This is a genomic window from Arthrobacter burdickii (assembly GCF_030433645.1).
GTDB lineage: Bacteria > Actinomycetota > Actinomycetes > Actinomycetales > Micrococcaceae > Arthrobacter_D > Arthrobacter_D burdickii.
Genome location: NZ_JAROCG010000001.1, coordinates 2385893 through 2403130, shown reverse-complemented (window position 1 = coordinate 2403130; position 17238 = coordinate 2385893). Strand labels below are relative to the sequence as shown.

Annotated in this window: 16 protein-coding genes; 1 reads left to right on the top strand and 15 read right to left on the bottom strand. The window is 70.7% G+C overall.

The window, feature by feature from the left end:
• Positions 1-20: 20 nt before the first annotated feature.
• Genes pyrF through pyrR form a run of 7 tightly spaced genes read right to left on the bottom strand, consistent with a single transcriptional unit; the run spans position 21 to position 9007 of the window.
• Positions 21-872 (bottom strand): orotidine-5'-phosphate decarboxylase, encoded by an 852-nt coding sequence (gene pyrF / locus P5G52_RS11195; RefSeq protein WP_301227387.1) that lies wholly within the window; start codon positions 870-872, stop codon positions 21-23.
• Positions 862-4173, bottom strand: coding sequence for a carbamoyl-phosphate synthase large subunit (gene carB, locus P5G52_RS11190; protein WP_301227385.1), 3312 nt, complete (start codon positions 4171-4173; stop codon positions 862-864). Before carB ends, pyrF begins: the two co-directional genes overlap by 11 nt.
• Positions 4173-5498 (bottom strand): glutamine-hydrolyzing carbamoyl-phosphate synthase small subunit, encoded by a 1326-nt coding sequence (gene carA, locus P5G52_RS11185; RefSeq protein ID WP_301227383.1) that lies wholly within the window; start codon positions 5496-5498, stop codon positions 4173-4175. Before carA ends, carB begins: the two co-directional genes overlap by 1 nt.
• Positions 5495-6031: a PH-like domain-containing protein gene (locus P5G52_RS11180; RefSeq protein ID WP_301227381.1), complete on the bottom strand. Its 537-nt coding sequence runs from the start codon at positions 6029-6031 to the stop codon at positions 5495-5497. The genes carA and P5G52_RS11180 overlap by 4 nt, the downstream gene beginning before the upstream one ends.
• Complete coding sequence (locus tag P5G52_RS11175; RefSeq protein WP_301227379.1) at positions 6019-7398, bottom strand: dihydroorotase; 1380 nt, start codon at positions 7396-7398, stop codon at positions 6019-6021. Before P5G52_RS11175 ends, P5G52_RS11180 begins: the two co-directional genes overlap by 13 nt.
• Entirely contained in the window at positions 7395-8423 is a 1029-nt protein-coding gene (locus P5G52_RS11170) for an aspartate carbamoyltransferase catalytic subunit (protein ID WP_301227377.1), read from the bottom strand. Before P5G52_RS11170 ends, P5G52_RS11175 begins: the two co-directional genes overlap by 4 nt.
• Positions 8420-9007 carry a bifunctional pyr operon transcriptional regulator/uracil phosphoribosyltransferase PyrR gene (gene pyrR, locus P5G52_RS11165; RefSeq protein ID WP_301227375.1) on the bottom strand — a complete coding sequence of 196 codons (588 nt, stop codon included), beginning with the start codon at positions 9005-9007 and terminating at the stop codon, positions 8420-8422. The genes P5G52_RS11170 and pyrR overlap by 4 nt, the downstream gene beginning before the upstream one ends.
• A gap of 96 nt (positions 9008-9103) precedes the next feature.
• On the opposite strand from pyrR, the gene P5G52_RS11160 reads away from it, so the two are divergent.
• On the top strand, positions 9104-10393 hold the full coding sequence (locus tag P5G52_RS11160; RefSeq protein WP_301227373.1) for a PrsW family intramembrane metalloprotease: 1290 nt from the start codon (positions 9104-9106) through the stop codon (positions 10391-10393).
• Positions 10394-10535: 142 nt separating this feature from the next.
• Here P5G52_RS11160 and nusB read toward each other — a convergent pair whose 3' ends face one another.
• The 8 genes from nusB to ruvX form a co-directional block, all read right to left on the bottom strand.
• Positions 10536-10946: a transcription antitermination factor NusB gene (gene nusB, locus P5G52_RS11155; RefSeq protein ID WP_087075807.1), complete on the bottom strand. Its 411-nt coding sequence runs from the start codon at positions 10944-10946 to the stop codon at positions 10536-10538.
• Positions 10943-11506, bottom strand: a complete 564-nt coding sequence (efp, locus tag P5G52_RS11150; protein ID WP_087075808.1) for an elongation factor P — start codon at positions 11504-11506, stop codon at positions 10943-10945. The genes nusB and efp overlap by 4 nt, the downstream gene beginning before the upstream one ends.
• 112 nt (positions 11507-11618) lie before the next feature.
• Entirely contained in the window at positions 11619-12713 is a 1095-nt protein-coding gene (aroB, locus tag P5G52_RS11145) for a 3-dehydroquinate synthase (RefSeq protein ID WP_301227370.1), read from the bottom strand.
• Positions 12703-13290 carry a shikimate kinase gene (locus P5G52_RS11140; protein WP_301227368.1) on the bottom strand — a complete coding sequence of 196 codons (588 nt, stop codon included), beginning with the start codon at positions 13288-13290 and terminating at the stop codon, positions 12703-12705. Before P5G52_RS11140 ends, aroB begins: the two co-directional genes overlap by 11 nt.
• Positions 13290-14498: a chorismate synthase gene (aroC, locus tag P5G52_RS11135; RefSeq protein ID WP_301228774.1), complete on the bottom strand. Its 1209-nt coding sequence runs from the start codon at positions 14496-14498 to the stop codon at positions 13290-13292. Before aroC ends, P5G52_RS11140 begins: the two co-directional genes overlap by 1 nt.
• A 32-nt stretch (positions 14499-14530) precedes the next feature.
• Complete coding sequence (locus P5G52_RS11130) at positions 14531-15403, bottom strand: shikimate dehydrogenase (protein WP_301227366.1); 873 nt, start codon at positions 15401-15403, stop codon at positions 14531-14533.
• Positions 15404-16624 (bottom strand): endolytic transglycosylase MltG, encoded by a 1221-nt coding sequence (gene mltG / locus P5G52_RS11125; RefSeq protein WP_301227364.1) that lies wholly within the window; start codon positions 16622-16624, stop codon positions 15404-15406. It abuts the gene before it with no gap.
• Entirely contained in the window at positions 16621-17238 is a 618-nt protein-coding gene (gene ruvX, locus P5G52_RS11120) for a Holliday junction resolvase RuvX (RefSeq protein ID WP_301227362.1), read from the bottom strand. Before ruvX ends, mltG begins: the two co-directional genes overlap by 4 nt.

Sequence of the window (17238 nt, the reverse complement as noted above, 5' to 3'; positions counted from 1 at the left end):
CTCCCCGGAATCACTGCGACCTACGCCAGCTCGTCGCGCGTCCGCTCCGCCGCTGCCCGCAGGTTCCCTGGAGCGGGTCCGGCCGCGAGGATGGCACGGCTCGACGTCGGCAGGACGAACGGCAGGGCGTCCCCGAACGCGGCACCGAGTTCCTCCGGCCCCGCACCCTGCGCTCCCACGCCGGGGGCGAGGATGGGACCGTTGAGCGAGGCGAGGCCCAGGCCGAGCCGCTGGGCGGCGTCGCCGATGGTCGCCCCGACGACGAGTCCCACGTGCCCGGGTGCCGACCCGGCATTCTCGGCGGCGGCAGCATGCGCGATGGACCGCGCCACGGACGCGTCCCCTCCGACGTGCTGCACCGATCGGCCCTCAGGATTCGACGTGAGCGCGAGGACGAAGACGCCCCGGCCGGTCGCGGCGGCGAGATCGATCGCAGGCCGGAGGGACTCGAACCCGAGGTACGGGTTGAGCGTCACGGCGTCGGCGGCCAGGGGCCGTCCCTCCCCCAGCCACGCCTCCGCATACGCCTGCATCGTCGAGCCGATGTCGCCGCGCTTGGCATCGGCGATCGTCAGGACCCCGGCCTCCGCGGCGTGCGCCAGCAGGGCCTCGAGGACCGCCAGCCCCCGCGCACCGTGCCGCTCGTACAGCGCCACCTGGGGCTTCACGGCTGCCGCGACGGGCCCGACGGCGTCGAGCACCGCGAGCGAGAACCGCTCGAGACCCGAGGGGGAGTCGTCCAGTCCCCAGGCACCCAGCAGCGCAGGATGCGGGTCGATCCCGACACACAGGCTGCCCTTCGCCGCGCGCGCCGCCGCGAGCCGCTCCCCGAAGGGGGCACGGGACGCGGCGGCACCGGCCTCAGGAGGCATCGCGGGCTTCGGTCGACGCGCGCAGGTTGGCGGCGTGTTCCTGGAGGCTCGTCACCGACCACTCGTAGGAGCGCATGGCCTCGATCGCCTGCACGGCTGCTCCCACCTCGGGGATGGTCGTGATGACCGGCAACCCGTAGGAGGTGGCCGCGGCGCGGATCTCGTAGCCGTCACCGCGTGCCTGCCCGCCCGAGGGCGTGTTGATGATCATGTCGATCCCGCCCTCGGTGATGAGGTCGACGACGGTGCCCTCGCCGGAGGCGCCCGCGCCCTCCGCGACCTTGCGGACCGTGGTCGCCTGGATGCCGTTGCGCCGGAGCACGTCCGCCGTGCCGCCGGTGGAGACGATCTCGAAGCCGAGGTCCACGAGCCGCTTGACCGGCATGATGATGGAGCGCTTGTCCCGGTTCGCGACGGACACGAAGACCTTGCCCTCGATCGGCAGGGCCGCGTTGGCGGCGGCCTGGCTCTTCGCGAAGGCCGTGTCGAAGTACTTGTCGATCCCCATGACCTCACCCGTGGAGCGCATCTCGGGGCCGAGCAGCGAGTCGACCACGGTGCCCTCCGGGGTGCGGAACCGGCTGAACGGCAGGACGGCTTCCTTGACGGACACCGGTGCGTCCAGCGGCAGGGAGCCGCCGTCACCCTTCGCGGGGAGCAGTCCGTGCTTGCCCCGGAGCTCCGCGATGGTGACGCCGGTGCCGATGAGCGCCGCGCCCTTGGCGAGCTGCACGCCGGTGGCCTTCGAGACGAAAGGCACGGTGCGCGAGGCCCGCGGGTTGGCTTCGAGGACGTAGAGCACGTCCGAGGCGAGGGCGAACTGGATGTTGATGAGGCCCCGCACGCCCACACCCGCCGCGATGGCGAGGGTCGCCTCGCGGACACGCTGCAGGACATCGGCGCCCAGGGTGATGGGCGGCAGCACGCACGCGGAGTCGCCGGAGTGGATGCCGGCCTCCTCGATGTGCTCCATGATGCCGCCGAGGTACATCTCCGTCCCGTCGTACAGGGCGTCGACGTCGATCTCGATGGCGTCCTCGAGGAAGCGGTCGATCAGGACGGGGTGGGCCTCGGTGATCTCCGTGGCGTTCGTGATGTAGCGCGAGAGGTTCGCCTCGTCGTAGACGATCTCCATGCCGCGGCCGCCGAGCACGTAGGACGGCCGGACGAGGACGGGGTACCCGATCTCGTCGGCGATCTTCTTGGCGTCCTCGAAGGACACCGCGGTGCCGTTCTTCGGGGCGATGAGGCCGCCGGCGTCGAGCACGCGGCTGAAGGCGCCGCGGTGCTCGGCGAGGTCGATCGCCTCCGGCGAGGTACCGAGGATCGGGATGCCGGCGTCGGCCAGTTCCTGGGCCAGCTTCAGCGGTGTCTGGCCGCCGAGCTGCACGAACACGCCGAGTACGCCACCGGTGCGCTCCTCGGCCGCGATGACCTCCAGGACGTCCTCGAGGGTCAGCGGTTCGAAGTACAGGCGCGTCGAGATGTCGTAGTCGGTGGAGACCGTCTCGGGGTTGCAGTTGATCATGACCGTCTCGTGGCCTGCCTCGCGCAGCGCCATGGTGGCGTGGACGCACGAGTAGTCGAACTCGATGCCCTGGCCGATCCTGTTCGGGCCGGAGCCGAGGATGATGATCGAGGGCTTCTCGTGCGGCTCCACCTCGTCCTCCTCGTCGTAGGACGAGTAGTGGTACGGCGTGTAGGCGGCGAACTCGGCGGCACACGTGTCCACCGTCTTGAAGACCGGGCGGATGCCCAGGGCGTGGCGGACGCCGCGCACGACGGCGTCGGGCGTGGAGGTCAGCAGCCCGATCTGCTCGTCCGAGAAGCCGTGGCGCTTGGCGTGGCGCAGCACCTCCTCGGTCAGGTTCGGCGCCGAGCGCACCTCCTCGGCCACCTCGTTGAGCAGGACCAGCTGGTCGAGGAACCACGGGTCGATCCCGGTGGCCTCGTACAGGCGCTCGACGCTCGCCCCGCCGAGCAGCGCGCGCTGCACCTGCGAGAGGCGCTCCGTGGTGGGGCGCTTCGCCGCCTCGACGAGGGCGTCGACCTCCTCCGCCGCGACCGGCGCGAAGGACAGCTGCGAGCCCTTCTGCTCGAGCGAGCGCAGTGCCTTCTGGAGCGCCTCGGTGAAGTTGCGGCCCATGGCCATGGCCTCGCCGACGGACTTCATGGTGGTGGTCAGCGTGGGGTCGGCCGCGGGGAACTTCTCGAAGGCGAACCGCGGGACCTTGACCACCACGTAGTCGAGGGTCGGCTCGAACGAGGCGGGGGTCTTCAGCGTGATGTCGTTCGGGATCTCGTCGAGCGTGTAGCCGAGGGAGAGCTTCGTGGCGATCTTGGCGATCGCGAAGCCCGTGGCCTTCGACGCCAGCGCCGAGGACCGCGACACGCGGGGGTTCATCTCGATGACGACGACGCGCCCGGTGTCCGGCTCGACGGCGAACTGGATGTTGCAGCCGCCCGTGTCGACGCCGACCTCGCGGATGACGGCGATGGAGATGTCGCGCAGGCGCTGGTACTCGCGGTCGGTCAGGGTCAGGGCCGGGGCCACGGTGATGGAGTCGCCCGTATGGACGCCCACGGGATCGAAGTTCTCGATGGAGCAGACGACCACGACGTTGTCGTTCTTGTCGCGCATCATCTCGAGCTCGTACTCCTTCCACCCGAGGATGCTCTCCTCGAGGAGGACCTCGCTCGTGGGGCTGTACTGCAGGCCCTGGCCGACGATGCGGCGCAGGTCCTGCTCGGTGTACGCGAGGCCGGAGCCGAGGCCGCCCATGGTGAAGGAGGGGCGGACGACCATCGGGTAGCCCAGGTCCTCGGCGGCCACGAGGGCCTCGTCGATCGAGTGGATGATGGCGGACCGGGCGGACTCGGCGCCGCAGCGCTCGACGACGCCCTTGAACTTCTCGCGGTCCTCGCCGAGCTCGATGGCGGCGATGTTCGCGCCGATCAGCTCGACGCCGAACTTGTCCAGCACGCCGTTCTTGTCGAGGGCGATCGCCGTGTTCAGCGCCGTCTGGCCGCCGAGGGTCGGGAGCAGCGCGTCGGGGCGTTCCTTCTCGATGATCTTCGCGACGACGTCGGGCGTGATCGGCTCCACGTAGGTCGCGTCCGCGAACTCGGGGTCCGTCATGATCGTCGCGGGGTTCGAGTTCACGAGGATGACCCGCAGGCCCTCCTCGCGCAGGACGCGCAGCGCCTGGGTGCCCGAGTAGTCGAATTCGGCGGCCTGCCCGATGACGATCGGCCCGGAGCCGATGACCAGGACGCTCTTGAGGTCGGTTCTGCGGGGCATCAGTTCTCTTCCTGCGTTGTGCTGCTCAATGATGTCGTGCTGTGCCGGGACTGCGTGCCCGAGACCTTGGACCCGTGGGTCCCCAGTTCTGCCGAGGCCGCACGGGCCAGCGCGTCCGACTCGGAGGACGCGTCGAGGAGGGAAGCCGCGCGGGCGTCGCCTGCCCCGTGCTTCTCGGCCTGCATGAGGTCGACGAAGCGGTCGAAGAGGTACGCGGAGTCGTGGGGACCCGCGGCCGCTTCGGGGTGGTACTGGACCGAGAACGCCGGGATGTCCAGGCAGGCGAGTCCCTCGACGACGTCGTCGTTGAGGTTGACGTGGCTCACCTCGACGCGCCCGTAGCGGCCGGCGGGTGCTTCGACCGGGCCGCCGAGCGGGGCGTCGACGGCGAACCCGTGGTTGTGCGAGGTGATCTCGACCTTGTCGGTACGGCGGTCGAGGACCGGCTGGTTGATGCCGCGGTGGCCGTAGCGGAGCTTGTAGGTGCCGAAGCCGAGGGCGCGGCCCAGGATCTGGTTCCCGAAGCAGATGCCGAAGAACGGCATCCGTTTGTCGAGCACGCGGCGCAGGAGGTCCACCTGGGCGTCGGCGGTCGCCGGGTCGCCCGGGCCGTTGGACATGAACACGCCGTCCGGCTGTGCGGCCACGACGTCCTCGAAGGTCGCCCCGGCAGGCAGGACGACGGTGCGCACGCCGCGCTGGGCGAAGTGCTTGGGCGTCATGGCCTTGATGCCGAGGTCCAGCGCCGCGATGGTGGCGACGGGCTCGTCGGTCCAGCCATGGTCGGCGGGCTCGACGACGTACGCCTCATCGATGCTGACCTCCTCGGCGAGGCGGGCGCCTGCCATGGACGGCTGGGCGAGGACCTGCTCGAGCAGCTGCCCCTCGGTCAGGGCCGCGTCGGCCCCGGAGAAGATGCCGGCGCGCATGGCGCCGCGTTCGCGGAGGTGGCGGGTGACGGCGCGGGTGTCGACGCCCTCGATGCCGACGACGCCCTGCTCGCGCAGCTGCTCGTCGAGGCTCTGCTCGGACCGCCAGTTCGACGGGCGGCGGGCGGCGTCGCGGATGATGTACCCGGCGACCCAGATGCGCCGCGACTCGGCGTCGTCGGCGTTGACCCCGGTGTTGCCGATGTGGGGCGCGGTCTGGACGACGAGCTGGCGGGCGTACGAGGGATCGGTGATGGTCTCCTGGTAGCCGGTCATGCCGGTGGCGAAGACGGCTTCTCCGAGGGCGGTGCCCTCGGCTCCGTAGGCCCGGCCGCGGAAGGTCCGGCCGTCCTCGAGGACGAGCACCGCGGGTGCCTTGGATTGGACGTTGCTCACAGCTGTTCCCTGCCTTCGGGTTTCGGTGGGGTTCGGGGGGTGGGTTCGGCCGGCACGAGCGCCGCGACGGCGGCGACGAGCTGGGCCTTGGATGCGGGGTGGCGTGTGCGGAAGCCGGTGTCGACGCGGCCGGGGCCCAGGCGCCAGGTGATGACGACGAGTCCCTCCTTCTCGACGAACTTGCCGGTCATGCCGCTGGCGAGCTGGACCGAGACGAGGTCCGCACGGGGGATGAAGACGGTCCGTGCACCCGTGCGGGTGATCACGACGCCGTCGGGGTGTACGGCGGTGACGGCGTTGCCGCGGAGGCCGAGCCCGTGCACCGCGATACGGTCGAGCCAGTCCGCCGCGGTGGTCGTCGCGACGTACTGGCCCTCGGCCTCGTAGAGGACGGGACCCGGGTCGGCGGGCGCGTCGGGTGGTGCGGGGACGTCGGCCTGGCGGCGCAGCCGGTTGCGCCACCCGAGCGCCATGAGCGCGACGATTCCGACGATGATGCCGAGGGTCAGCGCGATCCAGCCTAGGTATTCCATGCCGGGGCCTCCTCCGCGATCGGCGCCGTACGGCGGGGCGAGGCGAGGCGTCCGTCGAGGACCGTCGGGTGTCCGCCGTAGAAGGTCGCCCGCACGCTGCCGGGCAGCTCGAGCCCCCGGAACGGGCTGTTGCGCCCCTTGGTGGCCATGGTGGACGGATCCACCGTCCAGCGCGCGGCCGGGTCGACGAGGATCAGGTTGGCGGGCTCGCCGGCCGCCAGGGGTCGGCCCTGGTGCGCGAGGCGGCCGATGCGGGCCGGCGTCGTGGAGGTGACGCGGGCGAAGCCCTCCCAGTCGAGCAGGCCGGTCTCCACCATGGTGTGCTGCACGACGGACAGCGCGGTCTCCAGCCCCGTCATGCCCATCGCGGCCTGCGCCCACTCGCATTCCTTGTGTTCGCTCGGGTGGGGCGCGTGGTCGGTCCCGACGACGTCGATCGTGCCGTCGGCGAGGGCCGCGCGCAGGGCGTGCACGTCGTCGGACGTGCGCAGCGGCGGGTTGACCTTGTACACGGGGTCGTAGCTGCGGACCAGTTCGTCGGTCAGCAGGAGGTGGTGCGGCGTGACCTCGGCCGTCACGTCGATCCCGCGGGCCTTGGCCCAGCGGATGATCTCGACCGACCCGGCGGTGGAGACGTGACAGACGTGCAGCCGGGACCCGACGTGCTGGGCCAGCAGGACGTCGCGGGCGATGATGCTCTCCTCGGCGACGGCCGGCCAGCCCGTGAGTCCGAGGACGGCCGAGACCTCGCCCTCGTTCATCTGGGCGCCCTCCGTGAGCCGGGGCTCCTGGGCGTGCTGGGCGATGACGCCGCCGAAGGCCTTGACGTATTCCAGGGCCCGGCGCATCAGGACGGGGTCGGAGACGCAGATGCCGTCGTCGGAGAACACGCGGACGGATGCCCGGGACTCCGCCATGGCACCGAGCTCGGCGAGGCGTTCACCGCCCAGGCCCACGGTCACGGCGCCCACGGGACGCACCTCGACCCAGCCGGACGCGAGGCCCAGGCGGTACACCTGCTCGACGACGCCTGCAGTGTCGGCCACGGGCGAGCTGTTGGCCATGGCGTGGACCGCGGTGAAGCCGCCCAGCGCCGCGGCCCGGGAGCCGGTCTCGACCGTCTCGGCGTCCTCCCGGCCCGGCTCGCGGAGGTGGGTGTGGAGGTCCACCATGCCGGGCAGCGCGACGAGGCCGTCGGCCTCGATCGGAACGGCTCCCTCGGAGGCCTCCGCCGCGGCGGCCTGCCCGACGGCGGCGATGATGCCGTCGCGGACGAGGAGGTCCTGCTGGGCGCCGCCCAGGATCGAGGCGTTCCGGATGAGGTATTCGGAGGTGGAGCGGGTGGAGTCGCTGGTGTTCGTCGTCACGGGGTACGGCCTTCCGGTGTCGTGGCAGGCTGGCGGTCCTGCAGGTCGTCGTCCGGCTCGTCGTGCTGGTCACCCGAGAGCAGCAGGTAGAGCGCCGCCATGCGCACGGAGACGCCGTTGCGGACCTGGGCGAGGACGGTGGAGCGGGGTGAGTCGGCAGCGGCCGAGGAGATCTCGAGCCCGCGGTTCATGGGGCCGGGGTGCATGATCACGGTGTCGTCGAGGCCCATCGTGTCGAGCAGGGCGAGGCGCCCGTCGTCGAATCCCCAGCGTCGCGAGTACTCGCGGGTCGAGGGGAAGAACGCCGCGTTCATGCGTTCGGCCTGGAGGCGCAGCATCATCACGGCGTCGGGCCGCTGCGCGAGGGCGTCGTCGAGGTTGTAGTACACCGTGCACGGCCAGGAACCGACGCCCACCGGGAGCAGCGTGGGCGGACCCGCGAGGAGGACCTCCGCGCCGAGCGTGGTCAGGAGCCACACGTTGGAGCGGGCCACCCGCGAGTGGAGGACGTCGCCGACGATCAGGACCTTCATGCCGGCGAGGGTGCTGCCCGCCGAGGGACTGCCGCCGAGCTGCGCCCAGTGCCGCCGGAGCGTGAAGGCGTCGAGCAGGGCCTGCGTGGGGTGCTCGTGGGTGCCGTCGCCGGCGTTGACGACAGCGGCATCGATCCAGCCCGACGCGGCGAGCCGGGCCGGCGCACCGGACGCCGGGTGGCGGATCACCACGGCGTCGGCGCTCATTGCCTCGAGGGTCTGCGCGGTGTCCTTCAGGGACTCGCCCTTGGACACCGACGAGCCCTTCGCCGCGAAGTTGATCACATCGGCGGACAGGCGCTTCGCGGCGGCCTCGAACGAGATGCGCGTGCGCGTGGAGTCCTCGAAGAAGAGGTTCACCACGGTGCGTCCGCGCAGGGCGGGGAGCTTCTTGATCTCGCGCTCCCCCACGGCCGCCATCTCCTCGGCGACGTCCAGCAGGCGCAGGGCGTTCCTCGCCGAGAGGTCCTGGGTGCTGAGCAGGTGCTTCACGGGCGGTCCTCGATGACGACCTCGTTCACCGCGGAGCCGCCGATCAGGTCGATCTCCGCCAGGTGGACCCGGACACGTTCCCGCGACGACGTGGGGAGGTTCTTGCCGACGTGGTCGGCGCGGATCGGGAGTTCGCGGTGGCCCCGGTCCACGAGGACGGCGAGGCGCACGATCCGCGGCCGTCCGAGGTCCGCGAGGGCGTCGAGGGCTGCGCGGATGGTGCGTCCCGAGTACAGGACGTCGTCGACGAGCACCACGACCTTGTCGTCGATGCCCGACGGCGGCAGCTGCGTGGCGAGCGGCGAACGGGTGGGGTTGCGGCGCAGGTCGTCCCGGTACATGGTGACGTCGAGCTGGCCGGTGATGAGGTCGGGGTCGACGGTCTCGTCGACGGCGGCGATCTTCTGGGCGAGCCGGCGGGCCAGGGGGAAACCCCTGCGCGGGATGCCGAGGAGGACGAGATCGCGGGAACCCTTGTTCGCCTCGAGGATCTCGTGGGCGATGCGCGTGAGCGCCCGGTCTATATCTGCTTCTGCGAGAACAACGCGCTTGTGGATGCCGGATTCCGGGGCAGGCACAGTCATAACACGCTTCCTCCTTCCCCGCCTCACTGGACGGAATTTAAAGGCTGGTTGCACCGTCAAAACTATCACAGCGCCGCTTGCCCCTAGGGTTGCACCATGGCGATCAACAATCACGGAGCGGGCGCAGGCGGCCCGCAGTGGAACGAGGCCCGGGGCTCCGGCCGCCACGACACCTCCTTCTCCCCGCACCCGGGCTGGTGGGGCGACACCACGGTGCGGCAGCACCGTCCGGCCCCCACCCCGACCGGCGGGCACCCCTTCCGGCCGGTCTGGAACCAGCCGCCGCCGCGCCGCCACGGCGTCCTGAACGTCCTGCTCGTGATCGTCGCGGCCCTCGTCGTCGCAGGCGTCCTCCTCCTGCTCTCGCTGTCCCTGGGTCCGTCCGCGTTCGTGCTCTGCGGCATCCTCGCCCTCGTGCCCCTCGGCATCTGCCTGCTCGGCCTGCGCTGGATCGACAGGTGGGACCCCGAACCCCGCGGTGCCCTGCTGTTCGCGTTCCTCTGGGGCGCCGGCGCCTCGGTCGTCGTGGCCCTGCTGCTCGGCACCTACGTCGTGGAACTCCTCGGGACCGCGCTGGAGACGACCTCGCCGGAGGTCATCGGCCCGGTCCTGCAGGCGCCGCTCGTCGAGGAGTTCGCCAAGGGCCTCGGCGTCCTCATCCTGGTCTACACGCGCCGCAGCCACTTCGACGGCCCCGTGGACGGCATCGTCTATGCGGGGACGGTCGCGGCGGGCTTCGCCTTCACCGAGAACATCCTGTACTTCGGATCGGCCGTCAGGGAGTCCGGCACCGCGGGCGCCCTGGTCAGCGTATTCATCCTGCGCGGCCTGTTCTCCCCCTTCGCGCACGTCATGTTCACGTCCCTCCTCGGGTTCGTCCTCGGCTTCGCACTCAGCCGAGGAGGGGGCAACGCCCGTATCCTGACGGCGTTCGTCCTCGGACTGATCCCCGCGATGGCGGGGCACATGCTCTGGAACGGCGGTACCCTCGTGCTGTTCCACAACTTCCTCCTGTTCTACCTCGTGGTCCAGGTGCCGCTGTTCATCGTCGCCGTGATCTCGGTGGTGGTTCTTCGCCGGTCCGAGCGGCGCCTGACGGAGGCGCGCCTCGGCGACTACGCCCGCGCCGGCTGGTTCACGCCGGAGGAGGTGAGGATGCTGGCGACGCGCCCGGGGCGCTCACAGGCGCTCGCCTGGGCGCAGTCCGTCGGGGCGAAGCAGGACATGCGCGAATTCATCCGCACCGGGGCGCGCATCGCCTACACGCGGCAGCGCCTGCTGGGCGGGCGGCGCGACGCCGACTACGCCGGGCAGGAGCGCGTCCTGCTCGAGGAAGCCACGCAGCGCCGCGCACGGATCTTCGAGCTGGCCTCGGCCGCACGCTGAACCGCGAGGCGTCCACTCCGCCGGCTTCCGCCGTCCCTGCATCCTGCAGGGCGGGGAGGCGGTCCGGGAGCACAGAAGCTCCCGTCGTCCAGGGACGACGGGAGCTTCTGGAGAGCGCTGCGGGACTGGTTCCTGCAGGGCCTTACGCGAGCAGGGTCGGCTTGAGCTGCTGGAGCCGGCCGAGGAGCCCGTTGACGAACTTGGGTGATTCGTCGGTGGAGAGGATCTTTGCCAGCTCCACGGCCTCGCTGACGGCGACGCCGTCGGGGACGTCCTCGTTGTACAGGAGCTCCCAGCTGCCGATGCGCAGGATCATGAGGTCGACCGCGGGCATGCGGTCGAGCGTCCACCCCTGCGAGTAGGTGCTGAGGAACTCGTCGATCTGCTCCTGGTGCTCCAGGACGCCCTCCACGATGTCCACCGTGTAGTCGGCGATGACCATGTCCGTCTTCTCGCGGCGGGCGCGGATGACCTCGAGGGCCGGCATGCCGCGCTGCTCGGATTCGAAGAGGATGTCCAGGGCCCGGCGACGGGCCTTACTGCGTGCACTCACTCGTTGACGCGTCCCAGGTACTCGCCCGTGCGGGTGTCGACCTTGACCTTGGTGCCGGTACCGAGGAACAGCGGCACCTGGATCTCGTGGCCGGTCTCGACCGTGGCGGGCTTGGTGCCGCCGGTGGAGCGGTCACCCTGCAGGCCCGGCTCCGTGTAGGTGATCTCCAGCGTCACGGACGCGGGGAGCTCGACGTACAGGGGCGAGCCCTCGTGCAGGGCGATGGTGGCCATCTGGCTCTCGAGCATGAAGTTCGCCGCGTTGCCGACGGTCTTGCCGGGCACCGTGATCTGGTCGTAGTCCGAGGTGTCCATGAAGACGAAGTCCTCGCCGTCCTTGTACAGGTACTGGTAGTCGCGGCGGTCCACGGTGGCCGTCTCGATCTTCAGGCCTGCGTTGAAGGTCTTGTCGACGACCTTGCCGGAAAGGATGTTGCGAAGCTTGGTGCGGACGAATGCTCCACCCTTGCCAGGCTTGACGTGCTGGAATTCGAGGACGTTCCAGAGGTTGCCTTCGAGCTTCAGCACAGTGCCGTTCTTGATGTCGTTCGTGGTCGCCACAGATTCACTTTCGTCGGTTTCGCGGATGGATGGGCCGGCCGAGGCACAGCGGGCACGCGGAAGCGCGCTAAAAGTCCACGGTCCAGTCTACCCTGTGCAGCGTGGGGGGTGATCAGGAGGCGATCTCCTGGTAGGCGGCGAACAGCAGCGAGGTGTCGGGGACCTCGAGCATGCCGGGGCGGCCGATGCCGTCCAGCACGACGAAGCGGAGGAGGTCACCGCGCGACTTCTTGTCGCGGCGCATCCCGTCGAGCAGCGACGCCCACCGGTCCCGCCGGTACGTCACCGGCAGGCCGAGGGACTCGAGGATGCTCCGGTGGCGGTCGGCGTCCGCGTCGCTGAGCCGTCCCACCATCCGGGAGAGTTCGGCCGCGAAGACCAGGCCCACCGACACGGCGGCGCCGTGCCGCCAGGAGTACCGCTCGGCGAGTTCGATGGCGTGGCCGAGGGTGTGGCCGTAGTTGAGGTACTCGCGGCGGCCCGTGTCGCGCAGGTCCTCGGAGACGACGTCGGCCTTCACCCGGATGGCGCGTTCGACGAGGTCGCGCAGCACAGGCGATGCCGCGTCCGTGGCGGCCGCGGTGTCCTGCTCGATTCGGTCCAGGATGACGGGGTCCGCGATGAAGCCGCACTTGACCACCTCGGCGAGCCCGGTCACGAGCTCGTTCTTCGGCAGCGTGGCCAGGGCGTCCAGGTCGGCGAGGACGGCGGCGGGCGGGTGGAAGGCGCCCACGAGGTTCTTCCCCTCCGCCGTGTTGATGCCGGTCTTGCCGCCGACGGCGGCGTCCACCATGCCGAGCAGGCTGGTGGGAAGGTGCACCACCCGGACGCCGCGCAGCCAGGTCGCCGCGACGAACCCGCCGAGGTCAGTCACCGCGCCACCCCCGACGGTGACGACGGCGTCCGAGCGGGTGAAGTCGTTCTGGCCGAGCACCTGCCAGCAGAACGCCGCCACCTGGATGTGCTTGCCTTCCTCGGCGTCGGGGATCTCGGCGGTCACGGCCGTGAAGCCGGCGTCCGCCAGCTCGGCACGTACCGTGTCACCGGTCGCCCGCAGCGCCCTCGGGTGGATCACCAGCACGCGGTGGACACGCTCCCCGAGGATCGCGGGAAGCCGGCCGAGCAGCCCCCGTCCGACGACGACGTCGTACGTGTTCTCCGGAGTACTCCCGGTGACAGGGATGATGGTCGCTTCGTCAGTCGCCATGGGGGTTCGTCCCGCTTTCCTCGTTCAGATCGTTCGATGGTGCCGCGACGCTGTCGCGGGATGGTCCGGGGGCGTTCCCGAGGGCTGAGAGCACGGCGTCGGTCACTTCGCGCACCGACCGGCCGCGGGTGTCCATCACGACCGTCGCCAGCGCGGCGTAGAGGGGCCGCCGCTCGTCGTACAGTTCCTGCCACCGCTCGGCGGGACGCTCGGCGAGGAGCGGCCGTCCCGTGTCCCCGCTGATGCGCGGCAGCACGGTCGCGACGTCGGTGTCGAGGAAGACCACGGTGGCCTGCGCCAGCAGGGCCTGCGTGTCCGGATGGAGCACTGCTCCCCCGCCGAGCGAGACGACGGCGTCCCCGGCCCCGAGCGCCTCGCCGACGATGCTCGCCTCGAGGGTCCGGAACGCCTGCTCGCCCTGCTCCTCGAAGATGGTGCTGATGCTGCCGTGGCGCTCGACGATCTCGCGGTCCGAGTCGATGAAGCGGGCACCGGTCCGCTGCGCGAGCATGCGGCCCACCGCGGACTTGCCGGAGGCCATCGGTCCCACGAGGACCACGGGGTGGTTCCGTTGCATCAGACCCCGGCGGAGTCCAGGAACTCCGGGATGTTCTCGAGGTAGCTGCGCAGATTGCGGGCGGTCTCCGCGAGGGAGTCGCCGCCGAACTTCTCGGTGACGGCCTCGGCCAGCACCAGGGCCGTCATGGCCTCGGCGACGACGCCGGCAGCAGGTACCGCGCACACGTCCGACCGCTGGTGGTGCGCCCGGGCGGACGCGCCGGTGCTCACGTCCACGGTGCGCAGGGCCCGCGGCACCGTGGCGATGGGCTTCATCGCGGCGCGCACGCGGAGGACGTCACCGATGCTCATGCCGCCCTCGATGCCGCCTGCCCGGTTGCTGGCACGGACGATCTTGCCGTCGTCGTTTCGCACGATCTCGTCGTGTGCCGCGGTGCCGCGGCGCGCCGCCGTCTCGAAGCCGTCACCGACCTCCACACCCTTGATGGCCTGGATTCCCATGAGGGCGGCCGCCAGCCGTGAGTCGAGGCGCCGGTCCCAGTGCACGTAGCTCCCGAGTCCCGGCGGCAGGCCGTAGGCGACCACCTCGACGACGCCGCCGAGGGTCTCGCCCTCCTTGTGGGCGGCGTCCACCTCGGCCACCATCGCGTCCGAGGTGTCCCGGTGGAAGCAGCGCAGGGGGTCGGTGTCGAGGGCGATGACGTCGCTCGGCGTGGGCAGCGGGGCATCCTCGGGCACGGACACGGTGGCGATGGACACCGTGTGGCTGACCAGGCGGATGCCGAGGCCCTCGAGGAACCTGGCGGCCACGGTGCCGAGTGCCACCCGGGTGGCGGTCTCGCGGGCACTCGCACGCTCGAGGACGGGACGGGCCTCGCCGAATCCGTACTTCTGCATGCCGGTGAGGTCGGCGTGCCCGGGCCGGGGCCGCGTGAGCGGGGCGTTGCGTGCGGAGACGGCGAGTTCCGCGGCGTCCTCCTCGCCGAGGGGATCCGCGGACATGATCTTCTCCCACTTGGGCCACTCGGTGTTCGCCACCTCGATGGCGACGGGACCGCCCTGCGTGAGGCCGTGGCGGACACCGCCGAGGATGCGGACGGAGTCCTGCTCGAACTTCATGCGGGCGCCGCGTCCGTACCCGAGACGCCGGCGTGCCAGGGCCTCCTGGATATCGCTGCTCGTGATGCCCACACCCGCGGGCATTCCCTCGATGATCCCGACCACGGCCGGACCGTGGGATTCTCCTGCCGTCAACCAACGCAACATGGTTTCCATACTGCCATGCAGGGCACCGGGCTTCAGCGCCGGGGAGCCCCCACTGCGTCACACATCACGTTTAAGACGGACGCCGGGTCCTGCACCACGTCCGGGAAGAACAGGCGGACCTGCTCGACGGCCTGGTGGAGCAGCATGTCGAGGCCGGGGACGATCCTGCCGCCCGCGCGCTGCCACGCGGCGGCCAGGGCGCTCGGCCACGGGTCGTAGGCCACGTCGAGCAGCGTGCCGTCGGTCCGGAAGCCGTCGTCGAGCGAGGCGGCGAGGGGGTCCCCGGCGCGCGGCGGCAGCGTGGAGACGACGACGTCCGCGGAGCGCAGCGCAGCACCGACCTGCGGCCAGGCTTGCAGTTCGACGTCGATGCCGAGGAGCGCCCCGATCCGCAGGAGGTCGGAGGCTGCCTCCGGGCGCCGCACCACGACGCGCGTGGTCGAGGCGCCGAGGCGCGCCAGTCCCGCGACGGCGGCAGCGGCCGTGCCTCCTCCGCCGATGATGAGGGGACGGGTGGGCGTGCCCACCCCGGCACCGCCCAGGGCGTGCGCCACGCCGGCGACGTCCGTATTGTGCCCGGTGAGCACGCGGTGGTCTCCGTCGCCGTCGACGACGACCGTGTTGACGACACCCAGCGCGGTCGCCAGCTCGGTGGTGGTGTCGGTCAGCCGTGCTGTGCCGGCTTTCAGGGGCATGGTGACGGACAGGCCGCGCCAGCCGTCGTCGGACCGCACGGTGCCGAGGAACTCCTCGAGGGACAGCTCATCGACGTCGATCGCCGTGTAGGAACAGGCGATGCCCAGGGCGCGGTAGGCGGCGGCGTGCAGCAGCGGCGACTTCGAGTGTCCGATCGGCGAACCGATCACGGCGGCCCGGAGAGTCCGGGCCGATACCTCCGGATGCACCTAATCGCACCGTCCGGGGTGGTCGGCACACCATGCGTCGTACTCGGCGACGTAGCCCAGGTGCTCCGCATACGTCTCGGAGAACTTGGTCTCCGCCGTGTCGAGGTTCACCGTCACCCAGAAGTAGAACGGGACGTCCGCCGGGTTGACCGTCGCGTCGATCGCCTCGTCGCTCGGGGAGCCGATGGGACCCTTCGGGAGACCGGGATTCGCGAAGGTGTTGTACGGGTTCGACGCGTCCGCCTTCTCTTCCTCGCTGAGCTGGTAGGTGCGCTTCCCCAGGCCGTACGCGACGGTCGCGTCGGACTGCAGGAGGCCGCTGGTCTCGGTGTTGCCGGGCGTGAGCCGGTTGTTGATCGCGCCGGCCACCGTGGCGTAGTCGCCCTCGCCGGCCTCGGCCTGGACGATACTGGCGATCGTCAGGATCTCGTACTGCTTGGCCGGATCCGTGACGCCGTCCTCGGCGAGGCGGTCGGTCGTGGCCTTGACCATCTCCTCGATGATCTGCGGGGCCGTCGCCTCGACGTCGAAGCGGTACTCGCCCGGGTGGAGGTACCCCTCGAGCGACAGCGCCTGCGACGGGAGGCCGAACTGCGTGGGATCTTTCGCGAGGGCGTCGAACTCCGCGCGCGGAATGCCGGTGGACTCGCTGAGGATGTCGAAGACCTCGCCCTGCCGGAGGTCGCGGGCGACGGCGGCGTACGAGACGAGCGACGGGTCGGCCCCGAGCAGCGCCTCGGCGGCGTCGGCCGCCGGCATCTGCAGGCGCATCTCGTACTCGCCGGGCTGGACCTCTCGTCCTTCGGAGATCGCGGACAGCGCCGTGATGAACGTGGCGGAGTCGGCGACGATATCGGCACTCTCGAGGCCGGTGCCGATCGCCAGGGCGCCGGCTCCCTCGGGCACCGTGAACACGGTCTCCTCGCCGCCGGGACCGGGGTAGTCGGTCACCTTGTTGAGGCCGAGCATGTCGCGCAGCATCAGCGCGACGCCGAAGACCATACCGGCGAACAGCAGCAGGACGACGAGCACGACGACGGTACGGCGGCGTCGCCGGCGCTGCCTGGCCTTGGAGGGGCGCTGCGCCGTCCGTGCGGGGGTGTCCTGCGCTGCGAAGAATTCCTCGACGGGCTCGGGATGCGCGTAGCCGTCATCCTCGTAGTACGCGTCGACGTCGCTAGGGTCCTGCGATGCAGTGGAATTGCGGCTACCGTCGTTCACGACTCCGCATCCCTCCTGCTCGGCGAAATGTCCTTGATAACTGGCTCCTCTGTAGGGGTCAGCAGCGGGCCCTGGATGCCCGCTGCGTCACGCGCAGGAACCGGATCCCCCACGTCCCGTCCACGTGAACGTTGCATATCGATGGCGTGCTGGAGTATTTCGACAGCAGCCACTTGATCCACTACCTTACGATGCTCACGGCTACTCAGACCAGCGGCATGAAGCGAGCGGTGGGCCGACACCGTACTCAGCCGCTCATCCACCAAGCGTACCGGGACCACGAGGGACTGTCGGTTAAGTTCCTCGACGACGAGTTTCGCATAGGTCCTTGCCATCTCGGCGGATGCCCCCTCGCGGCCGCTGAGGTTCCGGGGAAGTCCCACGAAGATCTCCACGACGCCCCGCTCGACGGCCTCCCGCACGAGGATCCGGATGTCGTAGTTCTTCCGCGCGTCGCGCTTCAGCGTGCGGATCGGCGTCGCCAGCAGTCCGTCCCTGTCACATCCCGCGAGGCCGACCCGGACCTGGCCCACGTCGACGCCGAGCTTCGGGCCGAAGGGGTAGGGAGCGGCGTCCTGCGTGCCGGACGCCGCTCCGGAACCGTCGTCTCCCAC

What these genes read in the sequence shown, in the direction of transcription:
- pyrF (WP_301227387.1), bottom strand. Translation starts at nt 872, where the DNA reads ATGCCTCCTGAGGCCGGTGCCGCCGCGTCCCGTGCCCCCTTCGGGGAG.
- carB (WP_301227385.1), bottom strand. Translation starts at nt 4,173, where the DNA reads ATGCCCCGCAGAACCGACCTCAAGAGCGTCCTGGTCATCGGCTCCGGG.
- P5G52_RS11180 (WP_301227381.1), bottom strand. Translation starts at nt 6,031, where the DNA reads ATGGAATACCTAGGCTGGATCGCGCTGACCCTCGGCATCATCGTCGGA.
- pyrR (WP_301227375.1), bottom strand. Translation starts at nt 9,007, where the DNA reads ATGACTGTGCCTGCCCCGGAATCCGGCATCCACAAGCGCGTTGTTCTC.
- P5G52_RS11160 (WP_301227373.1), top strand. Translation starts at nt 9,104, where the DNA reads ATGGCGATCAACAATCACGGAGCGGGCGCAGGCGGCCCGCAGTGGAAC.
- aroB (WP_301227370.1), bottom strand. Translation starts at nt 12,713, where the DNA reads ATGGCGACTGACGAAGCGACCATCATCCCTGTCACCGGGAGTACTCCG.
- P5G52_RS11140 (WP_301227368.1), bottom strand. Translation starts at nt 13,290, where the DNA reads ATGCAACGGAACCACCCCGTGGTCCTCGTGGGACCGATGGCCTCCGGC.
- aroC (WP_301228774.1), bottom strand. Translation starts at nt 14,498, where the DNA reads ATGTTGCGTTGGTTGACGGCAGGAGAATCCCACGGTCCGGCCGTGGTC.